Annotated in this window: 14 protein-coding genes; 5 read left to right on the top strand and 9 right to left on the bottom strand. The window is 48.5% G+C overall.

Annotated features, from left to right (window positions below):
* Positions 1–124: 124 nt before the first annotated feature.
* The 3 genes from VJ249_00215 to VJ249_00205 all read left to right on the top strand — a co-directional run bounded on the left by VJ249_00215 (position 125) and on the right by VJ249_00205 (position 3,048).
* Complete coding sequence (locus VJ249_00215; GenBank protein HKZ92990.1) at positions 125–274, top strand: hypothetical protein; 150 nt, start codon at positions 125–127, stop codon at positions 272–274.
* Positions 275–409: 135 nt separating this feature from the next.
* On the top strand, positions 410–1,240 hold the full coding sequence (locus VJ249_00210) for an HAD-IIB family hydrolase (GenBank protein ID HKZ92989.1): 831 nt from the start codon (positions 410–412) through the stop codon (positions 1,238–1,240).
* Positions 1,237–3,048, top strand: coding sequence for a glycosyltransferase family 4 protein (locus VJ249_00205; protein ID HKZ92988.1), 1,812 nt, complete (start codon positions 1,237–1,239; stop codon positions 3,046–3,048). Before VJ249_00210 ends, VJ249_00205 begins: the two co-directional genes overlap by 4 nt.
* Positions 3,049–3,068: 20 nt before the next feature.
* On the opposite strand, the gene VJ249_00200 is transcribed toward VJ249_00205, so the two are convergent.
* The 7 genes from VJ249_00200 to rpl7ae all read right to left on the bottom strand — a co-directional run bounded on the left by VJ249_00200 (position 3,069) and on the right by rpl7ae (position 8,861).
* On the bottom strand, positions 3,069–4,136 hold the full coding sequence (locus tag VJ249_00200; GenBank protein ID HKZ92987.1) for a 4Fe-4S binding protein: 1,068 nt from the start codon (positions 4,134–4,136) through the stop codon (positions 3,069–3,071).
* Positions 4,137–4,213: 77 nt separating this feature from the next.
* Positions 4,214–5,437, bottom strand: a complete 1,224-nt coding sequence (locus VJ249_00195; protein HKZ92986.1) for an MFS transporter — start codon at positions 5,435–5,437, stop codon at positions 4,214–4,216.
* A gap of 8 nt (positions 5,438–5,445) precedes the next feature.
* Positions 5,446–7,227: a translation initiation factor IF-2 gene (gene infB / locus VJ249_00190; GenBank protein ID HKZ92985.1), complete on the bottom strand. Its 1,782-nt coding sequence runs from the start codon at positions 7,225–7,227 to the stop codon at positions 5,446–5,448.
* A gap of 111 nt (positions 7,228–7,338) precedes the next feature.
* Positions 7,339–7,983, bottom strand: coding sequence for an adenylate kinase (locus VJ249_00185; GenBank protein HKZ92984.1), 645 nt, complete (start codon positions 7,981–7,983; stop codon positions 7,339–7,341).
* A 13-nt stretch (positions 7,984–7,996) separates the two neighbouring features.
* Complete coding sequence (locus VJ249_00180) at positions 7,997–8,194, bottom strand: 50S ribosomal protein L24e (GenBank protein HKZ92983.1); 198 nt, start codon at positions 8,192–8,194, stop codon at positions 7,997–7,999.
* A gap of 26 nt (positions 8,195–8,220) precedes the next feature.
* On the bottom strand, positions 8,221–8,481 hold the full coding sequence (locus VJ249_00175) for a 30S ribosomal protein S28e (protein HKZ92982.1): 261 nt from the start codon (positions 8,479–8,481) through the stop codon (positions 8,221–8,223).
* Positions 8,478–8,861, bottom strand: a complete 384-nt coding sequence (gene rpl7ae / locus VJ249_00170) for a 50S ribosomal protein L7Ae (GenBank protein HKZ92981.1) — start codon at positions 8,859–8,861, stop codon at positions 8,478–8,480. The genes VJ249_00175 and rpl7ae overlap by 4 nt, the downstream gene beginning before the upstream one ends.
* A 106-nt stretch (positions 8,862–8,967) precedes the next feature.
* Between rpl7ae and VJ249_00165 the strand changes: the two genes are divergently transcribed.
* Positions 8,968–9,786: a nucleotidyltransferase domain-containing protein gene (locus VJ249_00165; protein HKZ92980.1), complete on the top strand. Its 819-nt coding sequence runs from the start codon at positions 8,968–8,970 to the stop codon at positions 9,784–9,786.
* 50 nt (positions 9,787–9,836) lie between these two features.
* On the opposite strand, the gene VJ249_00160 is transcribed toward VJ249_00165, so the two are convergent.
* A complete protein-coding gene (locus VJ249_00160; GenBank protein HKZ92979.1) occupies positions 9,837–10,949 on the bottom strand; it encodes a hypothetical protein in 1,113 nt (370 codons plus the stop codon).
* Between the two features lie 41 nt (positions 10,950–10,990).
* Between VJ249_00160 and VJ249_00155 the strand changes: the two genes are divergently transcribed.
* The gene (locus VJ249_00155) at positions 10,991–11,533 is read left to right on the top strand and encodes a zinc ribbon domain-containing protein (protein HKZ92978.1); all 543 of its coding nucleotides are present in this window, start codon (positions 10,991–10,993) and stop codon (positions 11,531–11,533) included.
* A 33-nt stretch (positions 11,534–11,566) separates the two neighbouring features.
* On the opposite strand, the gene VJ249_00150 is transcribed toward VJ249_00155, so the two are convergent.
* Entirely contained in the window at positions 11,567–12,433 is an 867-nt protein-coding gene (locus tag VJ249_00150; GenBank protein HKZ92977.1) for an RNA methyltransferase, read from the bottom strand.
* Positions 12,434–12,435: the final 2 nt, after the last annotated feature.

Below are 12,435 nucleotides of genomic sequence, written 5' to 3'. Positions count from 1 at the left end.
GTAATATGTGATAAACCTTTTCGCATATCTGTTCAACAATCACACAGTTGATTCCCAAGCACGCGCTCAAGACATTCCGAAAATCCCTTGAAAACAACAGGGACAAAGAAAACTGAGAGCAGGCTTGGAAAAGAAGGGAATAACGGGACTCAACGACAAGATGAACGAACACGAACTGGACGCCGTAGCCTGCGCACTCGTAGGACAACTCTTCCTAGAAGGAAAAACCATCACCTACGGAGCTGGTGAGCAAACAATAGTAATGCCCGTGTGAAAAATCAAGCGGTTAACCCTTTCTCGTTATTTCTGTAGAACACTTTTCATATAGGCTTATAAGAGCAAGAACAGCATAGCAGACATTCAGTCAAACACATCCTTCTGTTACATCTCAATCTAGAACGGGGATTTTATGCTTCACAAGAGCAAATGCAACAAAGCTTCATGTTACCAAATTCGTGTCAAATCCCTGTTCCTAGATTATGATGGCACCATAAGCCCATTGAACGCTTCAAGAAGCCATTCACAAGTTCCAGCAAAAACGCGCACAGTGCTTCAGCGCATCAGCAAATTCATTCCAATCATAATCGTAAGCACAAAAGACCTCTCATTTCTACTTCCGAGAACCCCCTTTGCTCACGCTTGGGGTGGAATCGCGGGAATTGAGAAGAAAATCGGCAATACTATCAAGGAACACTTTCTTCTCGAAACGGCGCTTGAGCGTATCGCCCTTGGCCTGCAGTATGCGAAGCCAAATGCCAAGGATGCTGACTTGTTCGTGGAAGAAAAACAAGATTCACATGGACAAACCGTTGCTTTCTGCCTCGACTGGCGTCAAGCCTCTGACACAGGGGCAGCCAAATCGAAAGCTGACATGATCGCCAGCTTCTGCAAGAAGCTAGACCTGGAAGTCATCGAATATCCGGGGCGACCGTTTTATGATGTTTATCCAGTTGTGGTGGACAAGGGCAAGGCGGTTAGAGAGATTCGCAAAGAACTGAAATTGGAGGACGCCGCGCTATGCATGGGAGACTCCGAAGTGGACAACTCCGCATTTACTGCATGCGACGTCAGCTTAGGAGTGATTCGTGAAGACAACAGTTGGAAGAATCTTGTTTGCGACTATTTTGTGAAGTCTAGGGAAGTAGCAGATTTCTTGACCCTGCTTCTGGCGAATGATCTTGTGTTCGATTCTGGTTTCCCCATGGTTAAAACGAATCCATACAGGATGGGTGAAGATTGAAAAAACGAATCGGCGTGCTGATGTATCAAACGAGCACAAGCAAGGGTCAAGAACTAGTCGCCCAGCGAATGGTTAGAGACTTCATTGCTCTTGGACATGAGGCGTATCTGATTACCAGCGTTTATCACGATGGGGTTGAGGTTATTCCTTCAAAAAGCCTCACCAGAACCAGACGCTACGTTTTCGTGGATGATCAAGAGCTGGGCATTCCGATAATTCGTGTGGACAGTTATCTTGTGAAGTGGCCGCGTCGTCGTATCAACTTCAGAGATTGTGTGCACGTGTTAGAAAAGATTGTTGATGAATTCAAATTGAACGTGCTCATTACTCACAGCACACTTTGGAACGGCCCGGAAGAAGTCGCCAAATTCGTTGCTTGGAGGCGGTACATGAGAGATTTAGGCGGTTACAAAGATCCAATTGTGTTCTGTCACATGTCGCATTTCCAGGAGCCGTCTCCGAAAGGCTATTCTCTTCTTGAGCGAACCTTCCGAATGGCGTGGAACCGATTGTCATTGTCTCAGATCCTCAAAACTGCAAATCTAGTGCTTGTTGTTACACCACTGGAAAAAGATGCCAAGGTCAAGATGGGCGCAAAGGGGGAAAAATGTCTTCTCTTTCCAGGCGGCGTAAACGAAGAACTGTACTTGAAGTACGCAGCATCAGACACCAAAGCCTTCTTGAGAAAACACAAGCTTTCACCCGACGCCAAGATCGTGTCTTATCTTGGAACCCTTGAAGAAAGAAAGAACACAATGGCTATTCTAAAGGTGGCAGAAATGCTCGAGAACAGGCCAGACATACATTTCGTCATAGCGGGAAGAGGAGATTCACACTACGCGGACAAGGTTAAGGCGGAAGCCAGCCATCTGCAAAACGTCACCTGTCTCGGCGAACTCGACGATAAGGACAAGATTCTGCTCATCAAATCCTCGTTCATCAACATACTCATGAGCAGGCTTGAAGCGCTCGGGTTGAGCCAACTAGAATTCATGTATGTTGGCGTCCCTGTCATAACCTCAGGAGTTGGCGGGCAATCATGGCTGATCAAGAACGGTCGTGAAGGCATGCACCTAGAGGGCCCAGAAGATGCAGAAGGGGCAGCAAAGGCGATACAGAGCCTAGTTGACGACCATGACTTATGGAACCGACTCTCAACAAACGCTAAGGAAAGAGCGAGAAATCTGACTTCCTACAAGATCATGAAAAAACTCGATGACGCTATAACCGAACAGATGATCAAGGAAAGCGGCATGAATCACATACCGCCTGAAGCCCTCCTCACCTTGGCTGAGCCAGAACATGTCCTCAAGACTTGGTTGGCGGGCAGTTGGGCTGTTGTAGCGACGGACAGAAGACTCTTCGTTAAGCATGGACGCATATCAAGAAAAGTCACCGAGATTCCTTACCCGAGCATTTCATACATTGAGCACACAAGAAGATTCCCATGGAAGATATTGATAGCCAGCTTCGTGCCAACGGTAACCGTGTTGCTTGAACCTCTGTGGAGAACCATATTGAAATCCTCGTTCATCTCATCGATCGAGCAATCGCTGAATACACTTGCTGCGCATTCTCCCCAACTAATTTCGCAACAGACACTGACCATGCTTTTCGGACTCGTCCCATGCGCAATCGGACTAGCCATATTTGGGCTTCAGGCAAGAATTGGTTTCAACCTGTACGGACAGGGAATGAAGCCCATCTATCTTCCACACGGACTCGGCGAAGCAGTGACGTTCATAAGAAAAATCCAAGACAAGCAGCGGAGCGACTCGCCAATAGAAGTGGATGAAGCTAAACCATAGCGTTAGGGTTGAAGCTTTGATCACTTTTCGCTTTGGTGATCTAGCCCTCGGTACAGTAGGCGCTGTTGCTCCCATGTTGTGAAGTCCGCTGGAGGGTTAACTATTTGGCTTTCGGGTTTTCGTTCAAGCTGGGCTGCGCCGTTTGGGCATCCTGTGACGCATAGTCCGCAGCCTATGCAGCGCTCGCGATCTACGACTGAGATTCCGTTTTGGTCGGTAATGGCGTGGACTTGGCATCTAGTTATGCATGTTCCGCAGCCTTGACACTCGTCTGGGTTGATTACGGAGTAGTAGTTGGCGTAGGCTACTGAATTTTCGATGCCCCAGTCGGTGATTCCTCGTAGTATGCCGCAGCAGCATCCACAGCAGTTGCACACGTAGCCAAAGCCTTTCATGACATTGCTCACAGTATGCACTAAACCGATTTCCTCAGCCTTGTCAAGTATAGCTAATGCTTCTTCTTGTGTGATGTCTCCGGGGCTGGCAGGTCTTTCGATTGCTGAGAAGTTGAGACACATCTTCACTGGAAAACTGCACTTTCTGCCAATGTAATCCTGTTGCGCTCTGCATATGCAATCTCGAACGTTGAACACTTTTGAAGCCAACAGAACCGCTTTGACATCGTCGTAAGGGAGAATCCACTCGGATTTCATGGCTTTCTGCGCTGGAATAACACGGTGCAGAGCAGGCTGTGGCTTCATGATTCCAGCTGCGCCGCCTTCGGACAGGTATTTCTCAACCATATGGGCAAGCTCGTGGTCAAGGGTCTCCAGCTGTGCTTCATAGATGCCGACCACGAAGGGCGCAAGCCTAAAGCGTGGCTTGCCTTCTCGTTCGGAATACCATAAGAGACCACGTTCCGCCATGCTCATCAGCTTACTTGACGCTTCTTGCACAGAAAGTCCAACGCGTCCGGCGATGACTTCGGCTGTTTCCATTTTTCCGCCCAGTTGACCTGCTAATGACGCCTCATCGGGCGAAAAGATTTTCTTCAGAATCTGGATTTCGATGCGGGATGGTGTTTGGGGGAAACCGTTTGGAAGTTTGTCCAAGGCTTTTGCCAGTTGTTCAAAAGCTCTTTCGCTCACTTTGTCTTCCTCTGTCGCAGTTCACTATTGCGTAACGTGTTCCTAATATGATTAGCCAAGAAACAGGAGCAGGCTTCTCACGCACTCATTGACTCTTCTTTTCGAACGTCTCGGGTTAGAGGATAGAAGATCAGTCCAGCGACTAAGCCCATTCCTCCAAGAACTGCTCCTAAAATCTGGTAATCATAGACGAGAAGGGCAACTCCACCGATAGCCGCTCCAAGGGCTGACCCTGAGTTTACGGCAGCTGTGTTTATTGACATCATTGTGCCACGATACTTCGGGACCTGCTCTAAGGTTAAGCTAGTGGCCGCTGACGTTGCCATCCCAGAAAACCAGCTTGCCACGAAGAGAAGTGTCAGAGAAAGCCACATGTTTGCAGTGTACGCATAGGTGATCGTGAACATTCCTGCCAGAAGAGCTGTGAATATTGTTGATCGTTTTCTCCCGAACCTGTTTACAATTGGACCGGTAACGATGCTGCCCAATGTGTAACATAACGCTGCACCTAGGACAACAATCGAAGCAACGTTCACCGATATTGCAAACTGCTGTCTGACAAAAGAAGCGCCGTAAAGCAGAATAGCTGCGAAAGCGGCCAAACGCAAAACGTTCCCGATCAAAGATGCAAGTGCGGATCTGTTTGAGAGAACCTCTTTGAAACTCATCAAATAAACCTGTCTGCCAGCATACTCGGCGTTTGACGATTTCGACGGCACGCCGATAAGAGCCATTATCACGCCCATGAAAGACACGGGCATCACGAATCCAAGGATGGCTAGCCGCCAGCCACCCATCCCTGCAATTGCGCTCATTGCAGGTGCCCCTACAAAGTAGGCAACCGCGCCGCTGGCGACAATCCAGCCGATTGCGTTTGACCTTTTTTCAAAAGGCAAGTGTTCCCCCACCAACGCCATCGTCATGGGAACAACCATAGCGATTCCCACTCCACTCAATGCGTTGAAGAAGCACATCAAACTGAAATCTGTGGCAACGAAAAAGCCTAAACCCGATACGCTTAGCAAAACCAGACCTGCCATCAAAAGCAATTTGTGCCTGAATCTAACGCTCAGAACACCCATCAGCAAGGCAAACGCAACTGCAACAACATACAAAACCGTGTTGATCTGCCCCATAACGCCGACGGGCACTTGAAAAGTAAGCGCCAAATCAACCAGAAATAAGCTAGTCAGAACACTCAAAGGGCTCGTGGCGAACTGTGACACAGCCATTGAGGGGAGAAACAGCTTCGTGATCGGTTGCTTTTCCTTTACTGGGCTGGGGTTACTTTCCGTTTTCATCACCATAACTAAGTTGCTGCCCAGAACGGTGTTTTTTTTCTCATCAGGTTCACGTACTCATTTAAAGCTTCAAGCTCTTCAGGTGCCAAGCGCGCTTGAAACTTTGTCAACATGAATTTGGCATGAGATTCAGGCACTTTAACATGCAGTGTGTCGCCTTCGTTGATGTGCCGCCCAAAAACAGGTTTCTCCAACGAAACCGCCACCTGCATGCCAGTGCGAGCTTCTGAAACCGCCTTACCCTTATCCTGAACCTGCAGAATTTCGCCCAAATCCTCTCCATCTGCGCCCATCAAAGGGACCTTCGGCTTAATTGTGCCACCAATAATCTCGACTCCGAATATGGCTGGCTTTGCCTTTCGAAACACAAATCCCGGCAACACTTTCAACTTAGCCGGTATGATAAACCTCTCAAACTCTTTGGACAGGCGAGCCTCTTGCTCCTTCCTCATCCAGTCCATGTAGTTGTCAACTAGGTGATAGATGATGTTGTGTTCAAAGACTTGGACGCCTTGGTTTCGGGCTTCTTCTTGGGCATCAGGAAGGATCTTGGAGTTGAAGGCTAGGACAGCACCGTACAAGGGTTCATGTTCCTTGACCACGGCAGCTTCGGTGATATCTCGTTTAGAAACATCGCCCACATCCGCCAAGCGAATGGGAATTTCGTTCCGTTTGAGAATGTCGGCTATGGCTTCAAGTGAACCCAAAGTGTCCGTTTTCAGAACCACGCCTTCAATGTCCGTGGCAACGCGAAGCTTCTCCACCTCTTCGGAAACCATCTGCACAAACTCGTCAACACGGTCTTCAGAAGGCACAGCGTAAAGAGGTGCGCCAGCAATTGCTCCCTCCAGATCGGGGGCAGCTATCTTAACTCCGCTGGCAGCCGCTACCTCATCAACTGACGAAAACTTATCTCTGGGATCACGAATTTCGTCCAAAGGCTTGGGCAACAGAACCGCCCTAATCTTGGTCACGATGGGTTTTTCTCTGCCGCCTATAACCACAGTGTCGCCCTTCTTGAGCACGCCATCATAGATAACTGCGTTGACTGTGACGCCTAAGCCAGGCTCCTCCTTAACCTCCAGGATGGTGCCCCGCGCTGCACCCTTAGTTGTCCGCAACTGCTTTCGCAGAAACTGCTGAGTCAAACCCACCAGCACAGCTAAAAGCTCGGGAATGCCTTCGCCCGTCTTGGCACTGACAGGCACAATAGCCACGTTCTTGGTAAAATCCATGATTTTGTCGAAGCGGTCAGCTCTGAAGCCCAGCTGCGAAAAACTACCCATGATCGAATACAGGTGCTCGTCAAGATCCTGTCGCACGTAGGCGTTCTGCCCCTGATACGATTTGAGCAAAAGCTCCGCAGGCTTGGACACCCATCCTGGCAGCCGGTCGACTTTGTTAGCAGCAACCAAGAACGGTGTCTTCCTTGACTTCAAAATCTCTACACACTCGTAAGTCTGCGCCTCAAAACCACGTAAAACATCGACAACGAGTATGGCAATGTCCGCTGCCGCGCCGCCACGTTTACGAAGGTTGACAAATGCCTCGTGCCCAGGAGTGTCGATCACAAGTAGCCCCGGAATAGTGATTCTTGCCTTCCACTGCTTCAGCAAAGGACCAACAAGACCTTTTAACGTGGCTACGGGGAAGAAGCTGGCGCCAATGTGCTGAGTCATGCCTCCAACTTCTCTGGCTTGGACACTGCTCTTCCGAATCTTGTCCAAAAGGCTAGTCTTGCCACTGTCTATGTGACCGAGAACGCATACGATTGGTTGCCGAACAGGCATTTCCTTGCAGCCTCAAAACGCACCAGCCGATCGAAATCAGGTTTCTTCATCAGAAGGTGTGTCTCAACGTATAAATAATTTGACTCAGCGCAAATCGTGGTTGCCTCGAACTTAAACTAGCTTGGCTTGTTTCAGCCCATCCGATATTTCTTGGAAAACCTCATTGATAGGGGAGTCAACCTGAATGTTCTTGATTGTGATGAACTTGGCTCTCTTCTTCTTATAATAATCAATCAACGGCTGGGTCTGTCTCTCGTAGACCCTCAGGCGTTCCCTGATGACCTCGGCTCTGTCGTCTTCACGTTGGTAAAGCTCTCCACCGCACTTATCACACTTTAGGTCAACTTTGGGTTTAGGCGAGTATTTGATGTTGTATATTGCTCCGCAGCTTCGGCAAATCCTTCGATTGGACAAGCGTTCAACCACTACCCATTCTGGCACAGCTAAGGTAATGATCGCGTCAATCTTCGTTATGGCATCGAGCGCCTTTGCTTGCTCAACCGTGCGAGGATAGCCATCCAGAATAACGCCATGGCTGCTTTCAGGCTTGCTCAAACAGTCTTCCAATACTCCATTGACTATATTGTCTGGGACCAGCTTGCCGCTTTGCAGATAATTCGCAACCTTCTTTCCTAAAGCTGAATTGCTCTTGACTTCTGCTCGAAAAATGTCTCCCGTAGCAATGGCTGAAAGACCAAATCTTTCAGCTAGTTTAGTCGCGTACGTGCCCTTACCAGCGCCAGGAGGACCAAAAATAACGAGGTTCGTTTTAGGCTCGTCCTTTCTCTTCTTTGCCGTAGTACTTGGTCCATCGCAGTTTGCGTGCGTCTCGCCCTAGATCAAGGTTGTTCTTGCGGCATTTGCTGGAGCAGAACCAGAATAACGCGCCATCGTTGCGCACATACATCATGCCGGTTCCTTGCGGAAAGTCTTTGCCACAGAAAGAGCAGCGGCGGAGTTTAGGCACAGGCTAATCCCTCACTGGAATGTTGCTTACCTGACTTTCTTGGCTTCGCGTTCCGTCTCCCTTAACATGAGCATGTCATTCTCTCGGATTGGTCCCTTCACGTTTCGCGTGATGATGCGGCCTTTATCTCTTCCTTCTAAAACCCGTACCCGAACCTGATTAATCTCGCCTGTAACGCCTGTTCTGCCAATTACCTGAATGACTTCAGCGGGCGTTAAGGCTTCTTCAACCTCTTCTCTTCCGCCTGCTCGCTTCTCATCCACGGTTTCCTTGGATTCTTTGCTCATTGAACAGCTGCCTTCTTGATCTCCTCGAGTCGCTTGGTGATTTCTCTGACAAGGCCTGCGGCGTCGCCAAGTTCAACTATGCATGCTGCTGCAGCGGGGACATCTATGCCAATGGCTGAACCAATCTTCTGCTTGTTTGGCACAAACACGAATGGAATCTTGCGTTCATCACAGATTAATGGCAGGTGCGCCACAACTTCAGGTGGATCAACATCCTCAGCTATAATGACTAGTTTAGCTTGAGCTCGCTCCACAGCCTTTGTTGTCTCATTAGTGCCCTTTCTAACAGAGCCAGTTTGATTGGCAAGTTGCAGGGCTTCATAGGCGGCGTCCGCGACCTCTTTCGGAACGCTCAGCTTAACATAGAACGGTTTGGACAATTTTGCCTCACCCTTTTATTCGTAAGTGCAGAGTCTATTCAACAACACACATTTATAAGGATTTTCAGAATGGTACAACAGTGCTTTTCAGGATGGGCGATACTCTGTGAAAAGTTCAGCAAGCACGCAGGAGATAATACTTCAGAAGGTGAAGTCACTAATCGAAGATGATCCGCGTCTCATAGGCATGTGGACTGTCGGGTCAATGGCAACTGGAAAAGCCGACAAATACTCCGACTTAGACCTATACCTGCTCGTCGAAAAAGACAACTATGATCAGGTCTACAGCGAACGAACATCCTTTGCAGAAAAGATTGGCAAGGTTCTAAGCACTTTTGAGGTCGAGTGGCCCAACTGCCAACTTTACGGTGTAATCTTAGACAACTGCATTGAAGTCGACCTGTGCTACTGCAAGCCAGAGCAACTAGAGATTTTTGGTCCATACAAGATAGTGGTTGATAAGAGAGGCAATCTGCAAGAACTCTTATCGAAACACACGATTTCTTATGAAACCGACGTGAAGAAACATCTGACAGAGCATCTAGACTTTGCAGCCTACGACCTCTTACACGCTGTAAACATGCTGGGCAGAGGGGAATACTGGTCGTCCATTCGGCAAATTGAGCTACTGCGGAAACGAATAATCAGTATAGTCGGCTTGCGAACCAAAACCGACGTAGAAGAGGAATATCGAAAACTCGAATCCCTCGTGAACAACGAAGTGAACAGAAGCCTTCAGAAAACTCTGTGCAAGTACAACTTTGAGAGCATTGCAGAAGCCATACACACTGCCGCAGTCATCTTCATGCAAGAAGCGCAAGGACTTTGTCAGAGCGAGGGCATGTCGTTTCCGTCAAAGCGATTTGAACGGTTACTGCGTTATCTTTCTGAGGTCCGCTCTGAGGAAAGGAGCAAGTTTTGTTAGGTTCTCTAGCTTGACGGGCAACTTTCGGTGCTGGAATGGTCTCCCAAATACTACCGCTTGGCACCCTTTTTCCGTAGCTTGATGTGATAGACTGCTCCAATCGCTACGCCTACTAGTAACATAACCTCGAAAGAGACAATGACCGCCGACTCCATGCTGAAAGGTTGTCTGAGAACTGTTGGCGGAATCATTGCTACACTGTTAGCTTTTCCAGTTTCCCAGAGGATTGTTCCAGGCTGAAGAGTTTGACCTGTGTAAGAAAAGACAACTTCGTATGGGTCGTCAAGGAGGTTTTGATGATATTTTGCGTGGACACCATTGTAAGGCGCGCCACCCCACATCCAGTCCTGATCGAGATATGATATGTCTCCCTGAATCGTCAAAGCTGTTTCAACAAGGTTCCACCCAGCTTTTCTCAAGATCCGTGGCTCTTTCAAATGTGCAGACCAATTAGTGTCTGCTATCATCTTGTTGCTGACAATCCCAAACTGAAAATAGTATACATGATGACCCAGCGGAAATCCAGTGCCGGCTACTGCGGTGCCGGCGTAAAACTTGCTGATGACGCTCTCACAGTTGGATAGGCTGACAACTCTGATGGACAGCAAAGTAGTGTTGGTTTCGACAGTTGAAACCGAATAGTGCAGATAGTCGTCTGTGTCCCACGCTGCAGTCAGGGTAATAGGCGTAGCCGGGTCTATCCCTGAGATCTGCCAAGTGTAAGCGTAGATACGTTCTGTGGTCGGCATTTGCAGCGGAGCGGTTGATTCCCGGGTTTGATGCAAGCCGATGTCCACGTAGAGGTGCCCTGAACTGTCTATCACAAGCATGGTGTAATATGCGTAGTCCACGAATCCCAGTTTGCTGTCTTGTCCCTGAACAAACATGCCTGCTCCAAGCCAACCATCAGGTGGAAAGCGAGTGACATCCATTGAAGGGAAGCTCACGGTGATGGCTGTTGCGTCAACTCTTTCACGGGTGTACAGGTCGGGAGCTTGAACATGGTAACCTGCTACGTAAGGCTGATTTGAGTTGAGCTCTGCAATATGGTGATTCTCTGTTGGAGTCAACCCAACTGTGTCCGCAGCATAAGCGTTGAAGGCTACGGCTAAAGGGACGGCGACTAATAAGAGCATGAGCAGGAGAAAATTGCCCAATTTCAAACGGCGAACCCCATTCTTCACCTTCGGATAATAGGAATAAAATGGCTTTGGAAGTCTTAATTACCTCATTAACCGAAGGTTTCATTATGATTCACAAGTGTCCGCGCTGCAGTAGAGACGTTCCAAGTGATTCTGTCTATTGCCCGTACTGCGGCTACGGGATCCAGCCGAGCGCTAAGACAACGCAGGTGTCGGCTGCGGGCACTTTGTTGCTTGTCGCTGGGATTGCATCGCTGATTTTCTTCATTCAGTCGCTACGAGCGTTGGTGCAAATCTACAGTTGGTATCCGAGGTCAGTGGCTGCCGACTGGATTATCTACGATCAAATGTTAACGGCCTTCTCTCTGACAGGTCTATTGTTTGGTTTTTCAGCTGGTTTGTTTTCGTTGTCAAGGAGAAGCTATAGGTGGACTATGATTTCCGCAGTCTTATGCACGTTGTCAGGTGCGGGCGCTTGGATCTTATCCATGATAATACCGTACGTGTACGCATGGTATTCTTTTCTCTTCTATTTCCTTCCCGTCCTCCTCCCTGCTTTAACTGGAACGCTGTTCATTTATCCGCGAAAGGCTGAATTCACGTAGAAAACCGAATGGGCTCTCATTCTCTTGGCTTTATCATTTATCGAGCGTGTTTAAAATGGACAAAGTGGCGAAAACGGCTTCTTCCGTTCTAACGGTTTCAGTTGCCTGATTAGAAATAGTGTTCACAACAAAATCAACCATGTCATCAAGTCGTGCATGCCCACGGTTAGCGATTTCATAAAGACCTTGGGTTGGCGCGCCAAACGCAACCAGTGTTCTACGTGATCTTTTCCATTTGTCCGTCAAATCATTCATTACATTGGTGATTTGTTTGCCTTTTCTTGAAGTGGCAACCACAAGGTCGAACTGCCCGGTTTTGAGGAGTTGTCCAAATGGACCATTTGAAACTGAGATTTTGTAGCCCCAATAGCTCTTGATTGCTTTCGGGTCTACTAAGGCAACCGTTGGCTGTCTGCCTAATTCTGTGACTCTTACCGTAATTCGGCTGTTTACTTTCAGTCTGGTCCCAAGAAGCAGCGTTGGTTTTTCAACACCAATGTCTACCAATGAGCCTTCTTCTGATGTTGACATCACCACGCCTTCCCTGAATTCGCCCAGCCTCAGATCTTCGGTCCTATCGGCTGTGGGATGGTGAGCTGTGCGCAAAGGCGGCAAAGTACCCGCATACTGTAGCTCTGGCACTAGTCTGAACAGTCTTCGTCGCAGGTATTGGGGGGTTTCCATGTAAGAAAGAACGGTGTGAATTAGTTTGATGTCGGCTTTTTGATCCATATCGGGCATGTCAGGGTAGATGATTATTTCGTCAACTCGGAACATGGCGGCTGCTCTGCCAATCAGCCCAATTCGAAAGGTCTTCTCTCTCAAGTGAGGAATATCAGAGACAAATGAGGCAGGAATCGCAATTGTGTAATTGAACGGATGTCTTAGCGAAGTTGCCAATT

The organism is Candidatus Bathyarchaeia archaeon (assembly GCA_035283685.1).
Lineage (GTDB): Archaea > Thermoproteota > Bathyarchaeia > Bathyarchaeales > Bathyarchaeaceae > DATETJ01.
This window is presented reverse-complemented; position numbering and strand designations above follow the sequence as displayed.

Excerpts from the sequence above, each read along its gene's own strand:
- VJ249_00195 (HKZ92986.1), bottom strand. The coding sequence starts at position 5,437 with ATGAAAACGGAAAGTAACCCCAGCCCAGTAAAGGAAAAGCAACCGATC.
- infB (HKZ92985.1), bottom strand. The coding sequence starts at position 7,227 with ATGCCTGTTCGGCAACCAATCGTATGCGTTCTCGGTCACATAGACAGT.
- VJ249_00210 (HKZ92989.1), top strand. The coding sequence starts at position 410 with ATGCTTCACAAGAGCAAATGCAACAAAGCTTCATGTTACCAAATTCGT.
- VJ249_00175 (HKZ92982.1), bottom strand. The coding sequence starts at position 8,481 with ATGAGCAAAGAATCCAAGGAAACCGTGGATGAGAAGCGAGCAGGCGGA.
- VJ249_00155 (HKZ92978.1), top strand. The coding sequence starts at position 10,991 with ATGGCTTTGGAAGTCTTAATTACCTCATTAACCGAAGGTTTCATTATG.